15 protein-coding genes are annotated in these 20,760 nt (G+C 71.4%); 3 read left to right on the top strand and 12 right to left on the bottom strand.

The window, feature by feature from the left end; translation table 11 throughout:
- Window positions 1-168 precede the first annotated feature (168 nt).
- Window positions 169-2,430: a hypothetical protein gene (locus tag ACK8N7_RS21300; protein WP_403212739.1), complete on the bottom strand. Its 2,262-nt coding sequence runs from the start codon at window positions 2,428-2,430 to the stop codon at window positions 169-171.
- Between the two features lie 479 nt (window positions 2,431-2,909).
- Here ACK8N7_RS21300 and ACK8N7_RS21295 point away from each other — a divergent pair, with 479 nt between their 5' ends.
- The 3 genes from ACK8N7_RS21295 to ACK8N7_RS21285 all read left to right on the top strand — a co-directional run bounded on the left by ACK8N7_RS21295 (window position 2,910) and on the right by ACK8N7_RS21285 (window position 7,277).
- Window positions 2,910-4,178 carry an LPXTG cell wall anchor domain-containing protein gene (locus tag ACK8N7_RS21295; protein ID WP_403212741.1) on the top strand — a complete coding sequence of 423 codons (1,269 nt, stop codon included), beginning with the start codon at window positions 2,910-2,912 and terminating at the stop codon, window positions 4,176-4,178.
- 171 nt (window positions 4,179-4,349) lie between these two features.
- Complete coding sequence (locus ACK8N7_RS21290) at window positions 4,350-5,399, top strand: aldo/keto reductase (RefSeq protein WP_403212743.1); 1,050 nt, start codon at window positions 4,350-4,352, stop codon at window positions 5,397-5,399.
- 297 nt (window positions 5,400-5,696) lie between these two features.
- Entirely contained in the window at window positions 5,697-7,277 is a 1,581-nt protein-coding gene (locus ACK8N7_RS21285; protein WP_403212745.1) for a pectate lyase family protein, read from the top strand.
- Between the two features lie 73 nt (window positions 7,278-7,350).
- Here ACK8N7_RS21285 and ACK8N7_RS21280 read toward each other — a convergent pair whose 3' ends face one another.
- The 11 genes from ACK8N7_RS21280 to ACK8N7_RS21230 all read right to left on the bottom strand — a co-directional run bounded on the left by ACK8N7_RS21280 (window position 7,351) and on the right by ACK8N7_RS21230 (window position 20,719).
- Window positions 7,351-8,445: a pectinesterase family protein gene (locus ACK8N7_RS21280; protein ID WP_403212747.1), complete on the bottom strand. Its 1,095-nt coding sequence runs from the start codon at window positions 8,443-8,445 to the stop codon at window positions 7,351-7,353.
- A gap of 160 nt (window positions 8,446-8,605) precedes the next feature.
- A complete protein-coding gene (locus tag ACK8N7_RS21275) occupies window positions 8,606-9,949 on the bottom strand; it encodes a pectate lyase family protein (RefSeq protein ID WP_403212749.1) in 1,344 nt (447 codons plus the stop codon).
- A gap of 56 nt (window positions 9,950-10,005) precedes the next feature.
- Entirely contained in the window at window positions 10,006-10,854 is an 849-nt protein-coding gene (locus ACK8N7_RS21270) for a rhamnogalacturonan acetylesterase (RefSeq protein WP_403212751.1), read from the bottom strand.
- Between the two features lie 120 nt (window positions 10,855-10,974).
- The gene (locus ACK8N7_RS21265; RefSeq protein WP_403212753.1) at window positions 10,975-12,309 is read right to left on the bottom strand and encodes an ABC transporter substrate-binding protein; all 1,335 of its coding nucleotides are present in this window, start codon (window positions 12,307-12,309) and stop codon (window positions 10,975-10,977) included.
- On the bottom strand, window positions 12,221-13,894 hold the full coding sequence (locus ACK8N7_RS21260) for a glycoside hydrolase family 43 protein (RefSeq protein WP_500445806.1): 1,674 nt from the start codon (window positions 13,892-13,894) through the stop codon (window positions 12,221-12,223). Before ACK8N7_RS21260 ends, ACK8N7_RS21265 begins: the two co-directional genes overlap by 89 nt.
- A 26-nt stretch (window positions 13,895-13,920) precedes the next feature.
- Window positions 13,921-14,775 carry a DUF6807 domain-containing protein gene (locus ACK8N7_RS21255; protein ID WP_500443702.1) on the bottom strand — a complete coding sequence of 285 codons (855 nt, stop codon included), beginning with the start codon at window positions 14,773-14,775 and terminating at the stop codon, window positions 13,921-13,923.
- Complete coding sequence (locus ACK8N7_RS21250; protein ID WP_403212757.1) at window positions 14,772-15,986, bottom strand: Gfo/Idh/MocA family protein; 1,215 nt, start codon at window positions 15,984-15,986, stop codon at window positions 14,772-14,774. Before ACK8N7_RS21250 ends, ACK8N7_RS21255 begins: the two co-directional genes overlap by 4 nt.
- The gene (locus tag ACK8N7_RS21245) at window positions 15,983-16,894 is read right to left on the bottom strand and encodes a carbohydrate ABC transporter permease (RefSeq protein ID WP_403212759.1); all 912 of its coding nucleotides are present in this window, start codon (window positions 16,892-16,894) and stop codon (window positions 15,983-15,985) included. Before ACK8N7_RS21245 ends, ACK8N7_RS21250 begins: the two co-directional genes overlap by 4 nt.
- The gene (locus ACK8N7_RS21240) at window positions 16,891-17,823 is read right to left on the bottom strand and encodes a carbohydrate ABC transporter permease (protein WP_403212761.1); all 933 of its coding nucleotides are present in this window, start codon (window positions 17,821-17,823) and stop codon (window positions 16,891-16,893) included. Before ACK8N7_RS21240 ends, ACK8N7_RS21245 begins: the two co-directional genes overlap by 4 nt.
- Before the next feature lie 254 nt (window positions 17,824-18,077).
- The gene (araD, locus tag ACK8N7_RS21235) at window positions 18,078-19,820 is read right to left on the bottom strand and encodes an L-arabinonate dehydratase (RefSeq protein ID WP_500443699.1); all 1,743 of its coding nucleotides are present in this window, start codon (window positions 19,818-19,820) and stop codon (window positions 18,078-18,080) included.
- Window positions 19,817-20,719 carry a dihydrodipicolinate synthase family protein gene (locus ACK8N7_RS21230; protein WP_403212898.1) on the bottom strand — a complete coding sequence of 301 codons (903 nt, stop codon included), beginning with the start codon at window positions 20,717-20,719 and terminating at the stop codon, window positions 19,817-19,819. Before ACK8N7_RS21230 ends, araD begins: the two co-directional genes overlap by 4 nt.
- Window positions 20,720-20,760: the final 41 nt, after the last annotated feature.

The raw sequence follows: 20,760 nt of genomic DNA, 5'->3' as shown, positions 1-20,760 counted from the left end.
TCCTTCCCGTTCGGCCCCGGGACGTTGCCCGCTCCGGGTGACGGCCGCCATCGTCATACTTGACGGACCATCAGACAAGGGGTGCGGGCCGGGCGACGGCGAAGGCCCCCGTAGCCCGGACGCGTGGAGGCGTCCGGGCTACGGGGGCCCAGGGGATCGAACCGGGTGTCAGGGTGCCTGGAGCGAGATCCGGACCGGCTTGGCCTGCGGCGCCGATTCGGTGCCGTCGGCGGCCACGGCGGTTATCAGGTAGTAGTAGCTGGCCCGCGCCAGACCGGTGTCCGTGTAGGTCAGCGCCGTCACGTCCGAAGCTATGCGGTGCTCAGGGGTGAAGACGTCCGACTCGGACGTGGACCGGTAGACGTTGTACGAGACGGTGGCGCCCTGGTCGCACGCTCCCACCGCCCAGGTGAGGCGGGCGGAGCTCGCACCGTCCCTGCTGCTCCCGGTGATCCGGGGAGTGGCCGGAGTGGTCATGACGGGGCAGGCGATGGTGGCCTCGGCCATCGGCGAGAAGTCGGACCACATGCTGCGCTTGTTGATGGCGCGCACCACGTAGCGCCACGTGGTGCCGGCGGGCACGTCCACGTCCGTGAACGTCGTCCCGGTGATGAGCGAGGAGACCGCGGCGGCCGACTCGGGGTTCGCGAAGGCGGTGCGGTAGACGTAGTAGCCGGCCACATCGGCCGACGCGCTCGCGGTCCACTCCACCTTGACGTTGCCGCTCTCCGCCGTCGCGGTCACCGAGGCGGGCGCGGCAGGCTTCTCGTTGACCGGAAGGCGCTGGCCGTAGACCGTGCCGTAGCCGGGTTCGGGCATCGGCGAGACGTTGCCGGCCGCGTCGACGGAGCGGACGGTGTAGCCGAACTGCACGTCCACCGGGGTGCTGGTGTCCAGGTACGTGACGTCACGCACCACGGCGATCTGCTCCCACGCGCCGAACATCGGCTTGCGCAGGACGAGGTAGTGCTCCGTGTCGTCGGTGTTGGCGCGCCAGGAGATGTGCACACCATCGGTGCCGTTCCACGCGTCCAGGTCGTACGGCATGCGCGGCGGAGTGACGTCGCCGGTGCGGGTGGCCGAGGCCGTCGCCGACGGGCCCGACTCCGTGCCGCGCGTCGCGACCGCCCTGACCTGGTAGTGGCGCACCTGCCCGACGGGCGCCGTGAAGTCCTCGTAGGCGAGGCCGGTGACCGGGGTCCCGGTCAGCCGGGTCCACGGGCCGGTGGCCGAATCGGCGGCGTAGACGTGGAAGCGGTGGGCCGCGTCCCCGTGGTACTTCCAGCCGACGGTGCTGCGGTCGACCCAGCCGTAGGCGGAGACGTTCGCCGGTGCCAGGGGCTCGCCCTCGACCGTGACGAGCTGGACGGGCGCGGAGTACGCGGAGGCGTTGCCCGCGCTGTCCAGGGCCCGTACCCGATAGGAGTAGGTCACGCCCACGGCGGCGTCGTGGTCCAACAGAACGGTGCCCGGATTGGACGAGAAGAAGGAGAAGGGCCCCCCGGGCGCGAGGGACCGCTGCACCTCGTAGTGGGTCGACCCGGTCACCGGCGACCAGGAGATCCGGGCGACGGAACCGTCGTGCGTGGCGGTGAGTCCGGCTACGGCGGCGGGGGCCGTCCTGTCAGCGCTGACGACGCGCTTCACGCCGGTCAGCGAGGAGAGGTTGCCGGAGCGGTCGAGGGCACGCAGGGCGTACTCGTAGGTGTCGCCGGTGGCCGGAGGTACCTCGGTGAAGGTGGCACCGGTGACCGGCTTGGGGGTGCGCAGGCTCCAGGCGCCGCTGCCGCCGGTGCGGCGGTAGACGTGGTAGCCGGCCAGATCCAGCTCGTGGTTGCGGGACCAGGCCAGGGTTGCCTTCAGCGTGGCCGCCGCGTAGCCGGCCTTCAGTCCGGACGGGGTCAGCGGGGCGGTCTTGTCGGCCTTGCCGATGACGGACTTGTAGGAGAAGGCGATGTTGGCGCGGCCGGTGAAGGCGGCGAAGTCCACGCGCAGGGTGTGGACCCCGCGGGGGACGGTGACGCGGACGGTCTTCTCCTGGTTCTTGGAGACGTTGCGCCACAGGTTGATCTTGCGCGAGCCGTCCAGGTGAACGCGGACGCCGTCCTGGGCGGCGACGGCGAAGTCGAAGGGGCCGCCGGAGCCGAAGTCGCGGGTCATGCTCCAGCTGACACCGAAGTTGTCGCGCGGCAGCTTGACGCCTGCGGGGTCACCCGTGCCGTAGTTCTCGGCGATGGCGGTATCGCAGACGGTGGCCTTCGGGGTGCCGGTCAATGTGGTGTTGGCGTAGAACTGGGCCTTCCACACGCCGGCCGAGCAGTTCACGGCCGCCTGCGCGGTGGCGGGAAGGGCGAGTCCGGTGAGGGCGGTGGCCAGGGAGAGCACGGCCACACCGGCGGTTCGGCGCGCCGCACCGAGGGATCTTCGCATCTGCTGAACGTCACACTTTCGATCGGGATATGGGCGTACGGCAGGTACGCCGAGCCGATCGTGTCATTCGTGATATCGCTCGCGATAGGGAGTTTGGGCGGAAGCTCGCCAACCACTTATACGTGCAACGGAGTTGCGCGGCTGACAGCCAGTGCCTTTCGTTGGATCAGGCCGGATCAGCTCGCGGGCTCCCGGCACGGACACCGGCCAAGGCACCTGCACGGGCGGCCCATGGCGTTGATCACAGGAAAAGCACAGCGCTGAAGAGCAACTGCCCCTTTTCACTTGTTCTGTCGGTGCGCTACCAGGCCGGCCACCTCGGCACCACCCACAAATGCCGAGCGTACGTCCGGTGTTTCCCCCTACGATCCCCCAGGCCGCCAACGTGATCCACGATGCCCTCACCCCGCGTACCGATGACGTCGTGCACGCCACCGGGCCGGCCATCCTCATCCTCTGTCGCGGACCAAAGGGTTCAAGTGAAGATTCGCCGCATTCTCGCCACGGCCGTCGCCATTGCCGTGACGACGCCCGCCGTCATGCTCTCCGTCACCCCCGCGTACGCCGACACCGCGCCCGCCGCACAGACGCCGGCCAAGCCGACCGTCAAGGAGCTCGAAAAGGCGGCGGCCGAGGCGCAGAAGGCGTACGACGCGGCTGTGGCGGCCGAGAAGATCGCGTACCAGGTGGTGGAGGAGGCGCTCTCCGACACCGCGCCCCTCGCGGTGGCGGCCAAGGCCGCACGGAAGGCCGCGGACGACGCCGCCGTCGCGAAGACCACCGCCGATCAGGCGGTCACCGACGCGCAGACCGCTTTGGACGCCCTGCCCGAGGACGCCACCGAGGAGGTGAGGGCCGCCGCGGCGAAGACCCTCTCCGAGGCCAGGACCGCCGCCGAGGCGGCAGCGACGGCCAAGACCACCGCCGAGGCCGAGGCCAAGGCCGCGGGCGACCTCGCCGACGACGCACGGGTGGCGGCCGACCGGGCCTACACCAAGGCGCGGGCAGCCACGAAGGAGACCCTCGCCGCCAAGACCGCCGCCGACGCGGCCCTGGCCCGCGCCAAGGAGGAGGAGAACCAGGGCGGCGGGGAGTGCCTGGACGAGCCCGGCCTCACCACGGTCGTCACCGGCTTCCCCTCCAAGGTCACCGCCGGTACCGCCACCACCTTCTCGGTCCGGGTGACCAACGGCACCGACAAGGACATGGAGAAGGTCCTCACGTACGCGAGCGTCCACGCGACCGACAAGAGCGGCGCCAAGGACATTGCCAAGTACCTGAAGCTGAAGTGGACTTCCGCTTCGTCCCCGAAGTGGAAGACCGTCGACGGCGACCTCTACATCGACACCATCGGCGCACTGAAGCGCGGCGAGCACGGCGACATCAAGCTGCGCCTGGACGTCGACGCCAAGGCCCCTGCCGGGCAGGGCCTCACCTTCATCGCGGGTGACTACTTCAACGAGGACGGCTGCGGCCTCACGCCCGACGCCGCCGTGAACAAGTTCGACATCAAGGCGGCGGCCGGCAAGCCCGTCCCCAAGCCCACCAAGGCCGCCCCGGCCGGCTCCGGGGTCACCCCGCAGGGCTCGGGTTCGAGCGTCCCGGTGAACACCACGAGCGGCACCCTCGCAGCGACCGGCTCGTCCGACGCCACCACGCAGATCGCCCTGGCGGGCGGCGCGGCCGTGGTGCTGGGCGCCGGCGCGATGTTCATCGTGCGCCGCCGCAGGACGGGCGCCGACGCCTGAGGCGTGGGAAGCGTGACGAGGAGGGGCTCCACCGCACACTGCGGTGGGGCCCCTCCCCCGTGAGGTCGCCCGGTCGGCCACCCGGCCCCTTGCCCTAGATCGCACTCCAACTTCTAGAGTGCCGCGAAACCCCGGCCGAACAGGCCGGGACTACGGAACAGGGGAGCGGACATGCGCTATCGCACACTCGGCGGCACCGGCATCGAGGTGAGTGCGCACTGCCTCGGCACCATGATGTTCGGCTCGGTCGGCAACCCCGACCACGACGCGTCCGTCCGGATCATCCACGCCGCCCTCGACGCGGGCATCAACTTCGTCGACACGGCGGACATGTACTCCGCCGGCGAGTCCGAAGTCATCGTCGGCAAGGCGCTCAAGGGCCGCCGGGACGAGGTCGTCCTCGCCACGAAGGTCCACTTCCCGATGGGCGACGGTCCCAACCGGGGCGGAAACTCCCGGCGTTGGATCGTCAAGGAGGTCGAAGAGAGCCTGCGCCGCCTCGACACCGAGTGGATCGACCTCTACCAGGTGCACCGCCCCGACCACACGACGGACATCGAGGAGACCCTCTCCGCCCTGACCGACCTCGTACGGCAGGGCAAGATCCGCGCGTTCGGCTGCTCGACGTTCCCGGCCGAGGAGATCGTCGAATCGCACGTCGTCGCCGAGCGGCGGGGGCTGGGCCGGTTCCGGACCGAGCAGCCGCCGTACTCGATCCTCGCCCGGGGCATCGAGAAGTCGGTCCTCCCGGTCTGCCGCCGGTACGGCATGGGCGTCCTCACCTGGAGCCCGCTGGCCTCCGGCTTCCTGACCGGCAGGTACCGCAAGGGCGGGACCATCGACCTGTCGTCCGGCCGCGCGGCCCTGACCCCCCACCGCTTCGACCCGGAGGCCCCGCTGACCGCCGCCAAGCTGGAGGTCGTGGAGCAGCTCGTGGCCGTCGCGGACAGCATCGGCACCACGCTGCCCGAGCTGGCCGTCGCGTTCCCGATCGCCCACCCCGCCGTCACGTCGGTGATCATCGGCCCGCGCACGATGGGCCAGTTGGAGGGCCTGCTGAAGGGCGCCTCGCTGACGCTGGACGACGAGACCCTGGACCGCATCGACGCGATCGTGGCCCCGGGGACGGACGTCTACCCGCCGGACGGCGTCTGGACCCCGCCGTCCCTGACCGAAGTCCCGCTGCGCAGGCGGCCGGTGGGAGACCGGGCGGGGGCGTAGGGGCCTGAGGGGGGCGCTTCGGCGTCCCCCAACCCGGCGGCAAGCAAACGGACTTCGGGCAGGACGGCGCATCGGAGAAGCCGAGAGATTACGACCCTGCACGCACCTTGCCAGAGGCTCCCGCCCCCTTCTATCTTCACCTGAGGGAAAGCGCTTTCTATCCTTGGCGATACGGCGCGGACACAGAACTCCGGCATGCCGCACGCCCCACGACAACAGGAGCCACCTCCCGCACGCGACCACGCACGGGAGCGCTCCCACATGTCATGAACGCGACAGATGAATGGGGAATCGAACATGAGACGACCAGTCGCACGGCGACTGCAGGCCGCCGTGGCCGCCCTGGCCCTCGCGGCCGCCACCGGAGTGGTGCTGACGTCGGCGCCCGCGGCCTCGGCGGCGACCGGCAGCGCCACCGGGTACGCCACCCAGAACGGCGGGACCACCGGCGGGGCCGGCGGCCAGACGGTACGGGCCACCACCGGGACCCAGATCCACGCGGCCCTGTGCGGGCGGGCCAGCAGCAGCACCCCGATCGTCATCGAGGTCGAGGGCACCATCAACCACGGCAACACCACCAAGGTCTCCGGCAGCAGCTGCAACACCGCCGCGGGCGTGATCGAGCTCAAGCAGATCAGCAACGTCACGATCGTCGGCGTCGGCAGCGGGGCCGTCTTCGACCAGCTGGGCATCCACCTGCGCGAGGCCGGCAACATCATCATCCAGAACGTCACCGTCCGGAACGTCAAGAAGTCCGGGTCGCCCACCTCCAACGGCGGTGACGCCATCGGTATGGAGTCCGGCGTCCGCAACGTCTGGGTCGATCACACGACCCTTGAGGCGTCGGGCGGGGAGTCGGAGGGGTACGACGGCCTCTTCGACATGAAGGACGACACCCAGTACGTGACCCTGTCGTACAGCATCCTGCGCAACTCCGGCCGCGGCGGCCTCGTGGGGTCCAGCGAGAGCGACCGCTCGAACGGCTTCGTCACCTACCACCACAACCTGTACCAGAACATCGACTCCCGTGCGCCCCTGCTGCGCGGCGGCATCGCCCACATCTACAACAACCACTACGTCAGGCTCAACGAATCCGGCATCAACTCCCGCGCCGGGGCCCGCGCCAAGGTGGAGAACAACTACTTCAAGGACTCCAAGGACGTCCTCGGCACCTTCTACACCGACCAGGCCGGCTACTGGCAGGTCAGTGGCAACACGCTCGACAACGTGACCTGGTCCAGCCCGGGCGGCACGAACCAGCCCGCCGGTCCCGACATGAAGTCCACCACCACGGTGAACATCCCCTACACCTACCGCGCCGACGCGGCCAGTTGCGTGCCGGACGTCGTGAGCCGGACGGCCGGCGCCGGAACGGGGCTGAAGGTCTCGGACGGGAACTGCTCCCCGCAGACCCCCACGCCGGGGCCGACCGATCCGACCCCCGGGCCGACCGACCCGACTCCGGGACCGACCGACCCGACCCCCGGACCGACCGACCCCACCCCGCCCACCGGGACCAACCTCAGCCTCGGAGCCGGCTCCGACGGCTCCAGCAAGGCCGCCGGCACCAGCTACGGCGACCTCCGCGACGGCAACCTGACCACCTACTGGTCGCCCGCCGGCGCCACCGGCTCCGCCTCGGTCAAGTGGGCCTCCGCCACCGCCGTCTCCTCGGTCCACATCCGCGAGGCGGCCGGCGCCACGGGCAACATCAAGGCCTGGCGGCTCCTGAACGGTGACACCGGCGCCGTTCTGACCTCCGGCACCGGGGCGGGGGCCGTCACCTTCCCCCGGACCACCCTGCGGAAGATCACCTTCGAGATCACCGGCTCGACCGGCACCCCGAAGATCGCCGAGTACGAGACCTACGCGGGCTAGCCGGGAAGACCCGCCCACCGCCCACGACCCGCATCCCCCACGTACCCGGGAGGTGCGGGTCCCGGGCGTCCGGTCAGCGGGCCTCGGACAGCCAGCGGGCCGGAGTGTGGGCGCGGGCCTCGGCGGCGGTGAGCTGCGGCCGGTTCGCGGGGACGGTGACACGGGCGCCGGGGCCGGTGTTGCGGTGCTCGGCGAAGCGCTGGTCCTGCCAGGGGAAGCCCGCGGACATGGTGGCGTACGGCGTCACCGCGTCGATCCCCGGCCCGAGTTGGCTGTCCCGGACGGTCAGCATGGGGTGCGCGGTGAGGTCCGACGAGGGCACCCAGGGGCGGGCGAGCTTGTAGTACGCGTCGGGGGCGGCGCTCGTGACCCGGGAGCGCAGGACCAGGAAGCCGTACGGGTTGGCCCCGGCCGTGCTCGGCGCGAAGACGTAGCCGTACGGGGCCGAGGCCAGGTCGGTGCGGGTGAGCGTACGGAAGTGGCAGCGGTCGAAGACGGCGGTGGCGCGGCCGAAGACGAAGTCGACGTCCCCCTCCATGAAGCAGTCGCGGTAGTACTGGCGGGCAACTGCGGTGAGGGCTAGGGAGTCCGCGTACAGGGTGTCCTGGTGGCCGAGGAACCGGCAGCCGTAGAACGCCGACCGGTCGCCCTGGACCTTGATGGCGACGGCCTGCGTGCCGGTGTACTCGGGGTTGTCCGAGCGCAGCCAGTCGTTGGCGAAGGTCAGGTCGCGGGCCGTGAACCCGGCCGCCCGGACGGTGACGGAGGCAGATCCGCTGGTGCCCAGGGTCCCGGAGCCGTCGGGCTTCGGCGTACCCGCCGCGTTGTCGTACACGAGCACGGTGTCCTGGGCGTCGCCGCTCGCGCCGATCAGGGTGAGCCCTTCGTGGGCGGGGCCGATGAGCACGGTCGCCCGGTACACACCGGGGGCGATCACGAGGGTGTGCCCGGTGCCGGTCACCGCGTCGACGGCGGACTGTACGTCGGTGTGGTCGCCCCGGCCGTAGGGATCGACGTAGAGCGTGCGGGGGTCCCGGCGTCGGGCGGGTGAGCCGTAACGGCCGAAGGGACGGAGGCGCGCGGTCCCGGCGTGGGCGGCGGGCACGCCCAGGGTGAGGGCGGCGGTGGTTCCGGCGAACAGGGCGAGAGCGGTGCGCCTGCTGGGCATGGGTCTCCTCGGGGTGAGCGCGAAAGGCCGGAGCGGCGCTCTCCGGGATGGTGGAAAGCATGCGGTGCCGCTCCGGCCGGTTCGGGGACGTGCAGGTTCGGGGGCGTACGGGTTCAGGGACGTGCAGGTTCAGGGGCGTACAAGCGCGAAAGGCGCTCTCTCAGTGGCCGGTCACGCTCGCCTTGCCCGCTCCCGCCTTGAGCGCCACGACTACGGGCACGACGAGCGGGTGGTGGACCGACGTCCGCAGGCTGGGCGTCCAGCCCGCGCCCTCGGTGAGGTGCTCGGCCGGCACACCCGCGTTGTGCACGGCGACCAGGTCGGTCTTCCGCCCGTTGACGTAGTTGTTCTCCGCCGTGAGCGAGGACTCCGACCACTTCTTCAGGATCGTCGCCCGGTCCACCTCCCGCGTGAGGGTGAACGCGTTGTGCTCGGCGACCAGTCGGGACTCCGCGCCGATGCCGTACGTGTATCCGTAGGCGCTGCCCCCCGTCGCCACGAAGTGGTTGTTGTACGAGTCGACCTGGCCGAACCGCACGCGCGGGGCCCGCTCCTTGACGTCCTTGAAGAGGTTGTGGTGGAGCGTGACGCGGAGCTTGCCCCGGTCGGTGGCCCCGGCGCCGTCGCTGTTGCCGATGAGCATGGTCTTGTCGTGGTCCTTGAGGACGTTCCACGAGACGGTGACCAGGTCGGCGCCGCGCACGATGTCGAAGAGGCCGTCGTGCTGCTGGTACACCTGGCCGAAGTAGTGGGGCTGGTCGGCGTCGGGGCGGTCGCCGTCGCTGAACGTGTTGTGGTCGATCCAGACATGGCGGGAGCCGTACACGACGAGGTTGTCGTACTCCGCGTTCCAGGCGCCCCCGGCCCCGTCCGTGGGGTCCCACTGGGGGAAGCAGTCGTAGGTGTCCTCGAAGCCGATGTTGCGGATGATGACGTTGGAGACGTCTCTCACCTGGAGCCCGGCGCCGATGATCTTCGGGTTCTTCCCCACGCCGACCAGGGTGGTGTTGGAGGGCACCTTGATGTTGACGGCGGCCGCCTGCAGCTTCGCGGAGGCGGCGCGGGCCTCCTCCAGCGGACCCGAGGGGACCGTGTCCCGGCCCCAGACCTCGGGGTCGTAGGCGGCGAGGTACTTCTCCAGCGTGTAGCCGCCCGTCCGGTACTCCTCGCAGCCGATCGGCGTGCCGTCGGCGTCGGAGTTGCCGTGCACGGTCCCGGAGACCCTGATGATCTTCGGTGCGTCGCCCGCCTCCGCGAAGGCGGCGATGAGTTCGGCCCGGTCGGTCACCGTGTAGACGTGGTCGGGGGTGGCGTTCGCGCCACCCGTGGTGGAGCCCTCGGCGGCGGCCCAGCCGTCTCCGGCGGGCAGTACGGCGCGCTCGACGCCCGGACCGGGGTGGCGCGGGTGGACGGTGGCCTGGGCCGGGGTGCTGAGGGCGAGGGCCAGGGAGGCGCAGCCCAGGGTCACCGCGATGGCGCGGGTGGGGCGCTTGCGTGCGGGCATGGCGAATCCTTCTGTGTCGTCGGGAGAGGAGGAGGGAAGAGTGCGTACGGCGGGTGTCAGGCCGGCCCGGACCAGGTGATCCACTCCGCCGGGACCCGGTCGTCCAGCCGGCGGAGATCGCGCGCGGCGAGCACGCCCTCGCCCAGCAGCGCCCGTGCCGTCAGCCGGGCCACCTCGATGGCGCCCACCGGCCTGAAGTGGGTGTTGTCCTGGGCGCCGTCCGGGTGGTTGGGCGAGTCTCCGGGCTCCAGCCACAGGAAGTACGCCTCGGTGCCGTCCGGGCCCAGCTCCTGCCAGCGGGTGAGGGAGAGCGCCTGGACGTCGATCAGGGGGATGCCCTCCTCGGCCGCCAGGGCGCGCATCGCCGCCGGGTACTCGCCGAGGGTGGGCCGGGCGGTGCCGTCGGCGGTGAACCGGCGGCGCTCGACCGAGGTGACCAGTACCGGCCGCGCCCGTCGGGCGCGGGCGCCCTTCACGTACTGGCGCAGGTACTCCTGATAGGTGGTGTACGGGTCCGTCCCGCGGGCCGGGTCCTCGGTCTTCTGGTCGTTGTGACCGAACTGGATGAGGACGAGATCGCCGGGGCGGACACCGGCCAGGAGCGCGGTGAGGCGGCCCTCGTCGATGAAGCTCTTCGAACTGCGGCCGTTCACCGCGTGGTTGGCGACCCGGAGCCGTCCGGCGAGGAAGAAGGGGAGCGCCATGCCCCAGCCCGTCTCGGGTGCGGCGTCGGCGGGTTTCTCGGCGGCCGTGGAGTCACCGGCGATGTGGATCGTACGGGCCCGGGGCCCGCCGCTCCCGCCCCCGCCGCCGTGGGCGAGCGCGGGGGTGGCGGTGAGGGCGAGGCCCAGGCCGAGGGGCAGGGTGAGCAGTGCGGTGGCGGTCTGTCTGCGGGTGAGTGACACGGAGGGCTGCCTCTCTCAGGAGGGGTGCACGCGTGCGCGGGAGAGGGACCGGCGGCGGAGCGCGACCCGGACCGCCGCCGGCCCCTCGTCATCGGGGGCGGGAGGGGAGGTGCGGCCGGATCAGCCGTTGCCGATCTCCTTCCACTCCTGGTTGGCGGCGTTCAGCTGCTCGGCCATGTCGTCCAGGAACGCCTTGGCCGTGATCTTGCCGAGCAGCAGCTTCTGGAACTCCGGCTCGTTGTCGGCCTTGCTGATGTTGTTCCAGTCGGGCAGGTAGTACGGCAGGTCGACGATCTTCGTCGAGCCGTCGGTCAGCGTCTTGGCGGCCAGCGCGGTCGACTCGGTCTCGTTGATCCACGGGTCCTTCGCCGCTTCGGTGTTGGCCGGCATGGCACCGGCCGACTCGTTCCACTTGCTGTTGGACTCGTGGGAGGCCGCGAACTCGATGAACTTCCAGGCCGCGGTCTTGTTCCGGCTCGACCGGAAGAGGCCGAGGCCGTCGACGGGGTTGGAGACCTGGACACGGGTGCCGCCGTCCCCGACGGGGGCGGGTATGCCCGCGAACTTCTCCTCGCCGAGGGCCTTCAAGTGGTCCTGGTAGGAGCCCAGGTTGTGGCTCAGCATGCCGATCGTGCCGGTGTCCCACTGGGCCACCATCTTGGTGAAGTCGTTGTTGACGTCGGCCGCCGGCGTGGTCTTCTTGAAGAGCCCGGCGTACTTCTCCAGAGCGGCGACGTTCTTCGGATCGTTGAGCGTCGTCCTGCCGCCCTTCCAGAACTCGGTGATGCCGGACTGGCCGTAGACGGCGTCCAGTGCCTGCGCGATGGAGCCGGCGCCGCCGCGGATCGTGTAGCCGAACTTGTTGTTCCTGGCGTCGGTGAGCCTGTCGGCCGCCGTGTAGAACTTCGCCCAGGTGTCGGGCGCCTCCAGACCGGCCTGGTCGAACAGGTCGGTGCGGTACCAGAGCACGCCGTTGTTCGCGGAGGTCGGTACGGAGTAGATGTCGTCGCCCCGGCCGGCCGCCGCGCGGACGCTCTCGACCATGGACTCGACGAGCTTGCCCTTGAGCGCCGAGCCCTCCAGCCGCTCGTTGACCGGTTCCAGGGCTTCCTGCGACACGATGCTGGCCAGGTAGGCCGTGCCGACCCCGCCCACGTCGGGCAGCCCGCCGCCCGCGATAGCGGTGTCGTACTTGGACTGGACGTCGGCGATCGGGATCGGGACGTACTTGACCTCGATGTCCGGGTTCTGCTTCTCGAAGTCCTTGATGATCTCGGTCCAGACGGCGGTACGGGGACCGCCGTTGTTGTCCCAGAAGGTGATCTCGCCCTTTCCGCTGCCTTCCGTGCCGGAACCGCTGCCGTCGTCACCGCACGCGGTGGCCGTCAGCGCGAGCACGGCCGTGAGGGAGACCGCTGCCGCGGCACGCCCCCGCTGTGTCTTCGAGATGTTCATCGTCGGCTCTTCTCTGTCGGTGTGATGCGGGAGGGGATGGGTCGGTGGTGCGGAATGCGGTGAAGCGGGCCGTTCCGGCGGGGCCCGTCCCGGCCGGTGCGGTGGCGAAGAGGCCGAGGAGGGCCCCGACCCAGCGCCAGGGGGTGGCGGCGAAGACCTGGCCCGAGGGCCGGAACCCGTCGCCGGTGTCGGCGGAGAACCGGCAGCGGGCCCCCGCCGTCACCTCGATGCGCAGCCGGGCCCGTCCGCCGGGGGACGCGCGGGGCTCGGCCGCGTCCCGTTCGTGTGCGGCGACACCCTCGGCGAAGCGGTGGACGAGGAGCGGTGTCCCGTCCGCCCCGGCCGTGAGACCGATCCAGCTGAAGGCGTCCCCCAGCACGGCGAGCCCCGCCTTGGCGCCCGGCTCGTCGCTGTCCAGCGCGAGGTCCACCTCGACGGTGAACTCCTCGGCGGGCAGCCGCTGGACCAGGACGTTGGGGAGCAGCCGCAGATCGTGCTCGTCCGGGGTCCGTACGCAGGTGAGCCGCAGCCCGTCCCCGGCGCGCCTGGCGTCCCCGGCGTGCCCGGCGGTCCAGCCGGGCCGGGGGTTGGCCGTCCACTGCCACTGCCTGCCGGGCCGACCGCCGGGGAAGTCGTCGTCGACGGCGGGTGCCGCCGGCGGCTGTGCCGGGGCGGCCGGTTTGGTGTGTACGGGGACGGGTTCGCCCGCGGCGCCGATGACGGGCCAGCCCTCCTCGTCCCAGCTCATCGGCTGGAGATGGACGACCCGCCCGTACGCGCCCCGGGCCTGGAAGTGGAGGAACCAGTCCTCACCCGCGGCGGTCCGCACCCAGCCGCCCTGGTGAGGGCCGTTGACGTCGGTGCGGCCCTGGGCGAGGACGACACGTTCCTCGTACGGGCCACGGAAGTCGCGGGACCGGAAGGCGCCCTGCCAGCCGGTCTCCACTCCCCCGGCCGGGGCGAGGATCCAGAAGTAGCCGTCGTGGCGGTAGAGCTTGGGGCCCTCCAGCGTGAACCAGCCGGGGAGGCGGTCGGCGTCCACCAACGTCACGCCCTCGTCCAGGAGTTCACGGCCGTCGGCGCTCATCCGGTGGCCGGTGAGGCGGTTCTTGATGCCGGAGCGGGACTTGGCCCAGGCGTGCACGAGATAGGCCTCGCCGCTCTCCTCGTCCCACAGGGGGCAGGCATCGATGAGCCCCTTGCCCGCCTTGAGGAGGTGCGGCGCGCTCCACGGCCCTTCGATGTGCGGGGAGTTGATCTGCTGGATGCCGTGGTCGGGGTCGCCCCAGAAGATCCAGAACCGCCCGCCGTGGTGGCGCAGGGAGGGCGCCCAGACCCCCCGGTCGTGGCGGGGGAAGGCGAAGTCGGCGGCGGGTTCGAGCCGCTCCAGCGCGTGCCCGACGAGCGTCCAGTTGACCAGGTCGCGGGAGTGCAGGAGCGGCAGCCCGGGGGCGCGTCCGAAGCTGGACGCGGTGAGGTAGTGGTCGTCGCCGACACGGACGACGTCGGGGTCGGACCAGTCGGCGTTCAGGACCGGGTTGCGATAGGTGCCGTCGCCGAGGTCGGCGGTCCAGGGCCGGTCCACCGGGCCACCGCCCGGCCCGGGCCCGCTCACCGGGCCACCGCCCGGCGCGCGTACCCGGCCGCGGTCTCCCGGTCCAGCCTGCCGTCGGAGACGACGGTGATGATCCGGCGTACGACGGATCCCCCGGCGGGTACGGGCAGCCGCTCGTGCGCCGCGAGGGAGGAGCCGACGCCCGGGTACTCGGTGGTGCGCACGAACCACGGGTCGCGCCGGGTCTCCTCGGTCGCCCCCACGAAGACGAGGGTCCAGCCGTCCCCGGCGAGGGCCAGCCAGTCGGCGGCGCGGCCGTGGACCTCGCTCTCGCCCTCACCCGTGGCGCTGAACACGGCGGGCGGCGCGGCCTCCTTGGGGGCGCGCCAGAAGAACCCGCCGTACCCGGCACCGGGACGCCCGTTGGTGGCGGGGCTGCCGATGGAGAGGTCCCCGCCCCCGTGGTTGGTGAGCACGAAGGAGAGGTCCAGCTCCCAGGCGGTGGAGGCGATTCGGGTGGCGGTCACCGTGCGGTGCTCGCGCAGGAGTTCCACGCCTGCCGCCTCCCACCCGAGCTCCTGGGTGAAGCCGTCAGGGCTGCGGTGCGGCCGGGCGAGGTGGCGCTGGACGCCGTGGTTGTCGAGCGCGGTGGGGCCCCGGCCCCGTACGAAGGTGCGGCCGCCCCAGAAGTTGTACCCGGCCACATCGGGGACGGCGACCGAGACGCCCAGGTGGTGGAGGTGGTCGGCCGGGCGCTCCTCGGTGACGGTGATCCCGCCCAGGGTGGTGACGGGGTGGAGGCGGGGGCGGTCGTCCGCGCCGGGCCCGTAGCCGTAGTGGGCGACGGTGGCGGTGCCGCAGGTCAGGGTGGCGGGGAGGTCGGGGAACGGGTCCGTGGGGTGGTGGGTCATGGGGTGGCCCCCTCACTCACCCGGGCCCAGGGGGCGCCCAGCTCGGAGAAGAGGGCGAGGGACTCGGCCCCGGAGGCGACCAGGGCGTCGATCCCGGGCACGACCCGCCGCGGGCCCCCGCCGGGCCCGTCGTACCGGGTCTCCCAGGCGCCGGCGGGCAGCGGGGCGGGCTCGGGGGCCGTACGTACGGCCTCGACGACCCGCATGAACGCGCCGGTGCACGCGGGCGGCGCCAGGAGCGGCGTCCCCCGCTCCAGGTGGTCGACGAGGTTCTCCAGGAGGTCGGTCCGCCCGTGGACGGTCTCCTCGGGGCCGTGCCCGGCGCGCTGGACCAGGACCCGGTCCTGCTTGTACCAGAAGGTGATCCGGCCCCGCTCGCCGTGCACGATGACGTACGGCTCCCCGGCCTGTTCGGCGCAGAGGGTGACGGCGACGGTGACGGGCAGGCCGCCGGTGGTGGTGATCCGGACGCTGCTGGTGTCGTCCGCCTCGATGTGGTGGGCCCGGAACAGCTCGGTCTCGATGGAGCGGAGGTCCTCGGCCCGGCCCCGGCAGGCGAGGTCGAGCGCGGTGGCCACGGCGTGCGCCAGCGGGTTGGTGAGGACGCCGTCGACCACGTCCGTGGAGCCGAGCCTGCGCCGCCCGGCCCAGGGCGCCCGCCGGAAGTAGGCGTCGTCGCGGACCCACGCCCCGGCGGCCCCGATGCCGGTGACGTTCCCGATGGCTCCGGTCCGTACGAGGTCGCGGATGGCGGGCAGGGCGTGCGACCCGAACGACTGGAACCCCACCTGGCAGGCGACACCCGCGCCTTCGACGCCGGCTGTCATCCGCGCGTGGTCGGCCCAGGTCGCGGCGGGCGGCTTCTCCAGCAGGAGGTGGACACCGCGCGCTGCGGCGGTGAGGGCCAGGCCGGTGTGGGTCTGGATGGGGGTGCAGATGACGGCGATCCGGGCTCCGGTGGAGTCGAGGAGCGCCCCGAAGTCGTCGGACTGCGCGGGCGGCTCCTCGTCGTGGAAGCCGGCGCCGGCGAGTTCCCCGGCGGTCAGCGGCTCCAGTTCGCAGACGCCGGCCAGCCTGACCCGGCCCCGGTCCTGGAGCCGGCGCAGGTTGGCGAGGTGCCACCGGCCGTGCCCGCGGGCACCGGCCAGGACCACGGGAACGGGGCCGGGGGCTGTCATGTCCGGGGCCGGGGTGGCCATGTCCCTGGTCATCCCTTCACCGCACCGGCGCTGAAGCCCGTGATGAGCCACTTCTGGATGAAGGCGAAGACGATCACTACGGGGACCGCGGCGATGACACCGCCCGCGGCGAGCGCCCCCAGGTCCACGCTGTCCGCGCCGATCAGGGTGTTGAGGCCGACCGGGATCGTCTGCTTGTCCTGCTCGCTCAGGAACATCAGGGCGAACAGGAAGTGGTTCCAGCTGTGCACGAAGGCGAAGGAGCCGACCGCGATCAGCCCGGGGCGCAGCAGCGGCAGCACGACCGTGCGGAAGGCGGTGAAGCGCGAGCAGCCGTCGACCCAGGCGGCCTCCTCCAGGGAGACCGGGACGTTCTTGATGAACCCGCTGATCAGGATGATCGACAGGGGGAGCTGGAAGACCGTCTCCGCGATGACGACGCTGCCCAGCGAGTTGATCATCTGGAGGTTCCGGAAGATCTCGAAGAGCGGCACGAGCATGAGGGCGCCCGGGATGAACTGCGAGCAGAGCAGCGCCAGCATGAACGCGCCCTTGATCCTGAAGTCGAACCGGGCCAGGGCGTAGCCGCCCGCGAGGGCGACCAGCGTCGTGGCGACGAGGGTGGCGACGCCGACGATCATGCTGTTCTGGAAGAAGACGGCGAAGCTCCGCTCGTTCCAGACCTTGGAGAAGTGCTGCCCGGTCATCGGCCAGGGCACCAGCGAGGTGGAACCGGCGGGCCGTACGGCGAAGAGCAGCATCCAGTAGAACGGGATGAGCGTGAACAGCAGGTAGAGGCCGAGCGGCAGATAGATCTGCCAGCGCGGTACGTCGTCGAAGGCGCGCTCACGTCCGGGGCGGCGGCGCGAGGAGGGCGGCGGAGTGCTGTGGCCGGCGGACCGCTGGGCGGTGCCGCTCTTCTCCGTGAGTACGACGGTCACTTGTGATCGCCTCCGAACTTGCTCAGGCGCAGATACACGATGGAACAGAAGAGGAGGATCACGAACGCGACGGTGGTGAGCGCGGAGGCGTACCCGAAGTCGTGGCCCTCGATGCCGGTGTTGGCGACGTGGAGCGGCAGGGTGGTGGTCTCACCGGCGGGCCCGCCGCCGGTGAGGGTGTAGAGCAGGTCGACGTTGTTGAACTCCCAGACGCCGCGCAGCAGGGTGGCGAGGATGATCGCGTCCCGCAGGTGCGGCAGCGTGATGTGGAAGAACTGCCGCAGCCGGCCCGCCCCGTCGACCGACGCCGCCTCGTACAGCTCCTTGGAGACGGACTGGAGGTCGGCGAGGATGAGGATCGCGAAGAAGGGTACACCGCGCCAGAGTTCGGTGACGGTGGCCGCCCAGAAGACGGTTCCGGTGTCCGACAGCACCGAGGTGCCGTACTCGCCGATCCCGGCGTCCGCGAGGTAACGGCTGAAGCCGGTCGAGGAGTTGTAGAGCAGGATCCAGATCGTGCTGGTCAGCACACCGGAGACGGCCCAAGGCGAGAAGACCATGGCCCGGGAGATGCCGCGCCCGATGAAGGTCTGGTTGACGATCAGGGCGAGCGCGAGGCCGAGGACGAGTTGCAGCGTGACCTGGGTGAAGACCCACTGGGCGCTGAAGCCGAGGGTCGGCCAGAACTGGTCGTCCTCGGTGAAGATCCGCCGGAAGTTGTCGAGCCCGGCGAAACCGTTCCGCCACGGCTTGGTGACGTTGTAGTTCTGCAGGCTGTAGTAGAAGACACTGATCACCGGATAGGCGATGAAGCCCAGCATCAGCAGGCCCGCGGGCGCGATCAGCAGATACGGCAAGCGGCGAGGGCTCACCGGCCGGCGCCGGGGCGCCTTGGGCGGCGGTGTGGCCACGGCTGCGGATTGGGCCATGACGCGTCTCCGATCTCTGGGAAGTGCGGGGTGTGCTGGATGTGCGGTGCCTGCTGGGGGGGGTGTGCGGGGGCCGTTTGTGAAAGCGCTTGCTATACGGCCCTGGGCCGGCCTGGGGGCTGCGGAGTACGGGGTACGGGGTGGAGGGCGGGGCGGCTCCCGCCGGGCTCACCCCGCGTAAGGGATCGGGGCTCGGCTCACCCGGCGTACGGACACGGGACTCGGCTCACCCCGCGTACGGACACGGGCTCGGCTCACCCCGCGTACGGGTCGGGCACTTCTCCCTCCCGGGCCAGGAACGCGAAGTCGCATCCGGTGTCGGCCTGGGTGATCTGCTCCTGGTACAGCGCCCCGTACCCGCGTCCGTAGCGGGCGGGCGGCCGGGTCCAGGAGGCCCTGCGCCGCTCCAGCTCCTCGTCGTCGACGTCGAGCCGCAGGAGCCGGGCCTCGACGTCCAGCGTGATCGGGTCGCCGGTGCGGACCAGGGCGAGCGGCCCGCCGACGAAGGACTCGGGTGCGATGTGCAGGACGCACGCCCCGTAACTGGTTCCGCTCATCCGGGCGTCGGAGATCCGCACCATGTCCCGTACACCCTGCTTCAGCAGGTAGTCCGGGATCGGCAGCATGCCGTACTCGGGCATGCCGGGGCCGCCCTGGGGCCCGGCGTTGCGGAGGACGAGCACATGGTCGGGGGTGATGCCCAGGGCCGGGTCGTTGATCGTGCGCTGGAGCTCCTGGTAGTCGTCGAAGACGACGGCGGGCCCGGTGTGGCGCAGCAGGTGCGGCTCGGCCGCGATGTGCTTGATGACCGCGCCGTCCGGGCAGAGGTTGCCGCGCAGGACCGCCACCCCGCCCTCCTCGGCCAGCGGGTCCGTACGCTCCCGGATGACGTCGGCGTTGTGGACGGCCGCCCCGTCGAGCTGTTCGCGCAGGGTGGTGTGCGCGACCGTGGGCCGGTCCAGATGAAGCACGTCGGTGAGCCGGCCCAGGAAGCCGGGCAGCCCGCCCGCGAAGTGGAAGTCCTCCATCAAGTACCGCCCGCCGGGGCGGAGGTCGGCGAGGACGGGCACCGTACGGGCGATCCGGTCGAAGTCGTCGAGGGTGAGCTTGACGCCGGACCGGCCCGCCATGGCGATCAGGTGGATCACGGCGTTGGTGGAGCCGCCGAGCGCGAGGACGGTGGCGACGGCGTCCTCGTACGCCTCGGCGGTGAGAATCTGCGACAACGTCCGCTGCTGCCATACGAGTTCGACGATCCGCAGCCCCGAGGCGGCCGCCATCCGCTCGTGCCCGGAGTCGACGGCCGGGATGGAGGAGGCGCCCGGCAGCGTGACACCCAGCACCTCGGCGGCAGCCGTCAGGGTGGAGGCGGTGCCCATCGTCATGCAGTGTCCGGCGGAGCGGGCGAGGCCGTTCTCCAGCTCACCCATCTCGCAGTCGCCGATGAGGCCGGCGCGCCGCTCGTCCCAGTACTTCCACATGTCCGTGCCGGAGCCGAGGACCTCGTTGCGCCAGTGCCCCGGCAGCATCGGCCCGGCGGGCACGAAGACGGTGGGCAGGTCGGCGGAGGCGGCGCCCATCAGCAGCGCGGGCGTCGACTTGTCGCAGCCGCCCAGCAGCACGGCCCCGTCGACCGGGTAGGAGCGCAGCAGCTCCTCGGTCTCCATCGCCAGCAGGTTGCGGTAGAGCATCGGGGTCGGCTTCTGGAAGGTCTCCGAGAGCGTGGAGACCGGGAACTCCAGCGGGAACCCGCCCGCCTGCCAGACCCCCCGCTTGACCGCCTGTGCGCGGTCGCGCAGGTGGGAGTGGCAGGGGTTGATGTCGGACCAGGTGTTGAGGACCGCGATGACGGGCTTGCCCAGGTGCTCCTCGGGGAGGTAGCCGAGCTGGCGGGTGCGGGCCCGGTGGCTGAAGGAGCGCAGGCCGTCGGTGCCGTACCACTGGTGGCTCCGCAGCTCCTCGGGCACGATGCGGACCGCCCTCCGGTCGTCCGTCACAGGGACCACTCGGCTATCTGCCCGGCGACCTCCGCGCGCCGGGCCTCGGGCAGGACCCGGCTCGGTGCGCGTACGTCGCGGCGGCAGAGGCCCAGGGCGGAGAGGGCCTCCTTGATGACGGTGACGTTGTTGGCGGACTGCTCCTCGGCGCGGAGCTCCTCGAAGCGGCGGATGCGCTCCCAGACCTTCATCGCCGCCACGTAGTCCCCGGCGCGCAGCGCTTCCAGCATGTCGAGGGATACGCCCGGGGCGACGTTGACGAGTCCGGAGGTGAAGCCGGTGGCACCGGTGGCGAAGTAGGAGGGGGCGTAGAGCTCGGCGAGACCGGCGACCCAGACGAACCGCTCCAGTCCGGCGTCCCGGGCGAAGGCTCCGAAGCGGGCCGCGTCGGGGACGGCGTACTTCACGCCGATGACGTTGGGGCAGGCGTCGGCGAGTTCGGCGAGCCGCTCGCCCGCGAGCTGCGGGTTGCGGATGTACGGGACGACGCCCAGCTCCGGAACGGCCTCGGCGATCGCCCGGTGGTAGTCGACCCACCCCTCCTGCGCGATGTACGGGTGGACCGGCTGGTGGACCATCACCATCGCCGCTCCGGCTCCGGCGGCGTGCTCGGCGGCGGCCACGGCGGTCGGCACGTCGTGGCCGACGCCCACCAGGACGGTGGCACGCCCGGCGGCCTCCTCCACGGTCAGCTCGGTGACCAGGCGCCGCTCGTCGGGGGTGAGCGCGTAGAACTCCCCGGTGTTGCCGTTCGGGGTGACGATGCGGACACCGCCGTCGAGCAGCCTGCGCGTCAGGACGCGGTGGGTCGCGGTGTCGATGGTGCCGTCCTCGGCGAACGGGGTCACCGGGATCGCCACAACGTCCGCGAGGGCCGCCTTCAGCTCGGAGAAGTCCATGCGGACCGGCCTTTCGTCGAGGTGCTGGTGGTGCGTTTCCA

Origin of the sequence: Streptomyces griseobrunneus (assembly GCF_046713465.1) — a bacterium.
GTDB classification, from domain to species: domain Bacteria; phylum Actinomycetota; class Actinomycetes; order Streptomycetales; family Streptomycetaceae; genus Streptomyces; species Streptomyces microflavus.
This window is presented reverse-complemented; position numbering and strand designations above follow the sequence as displayed.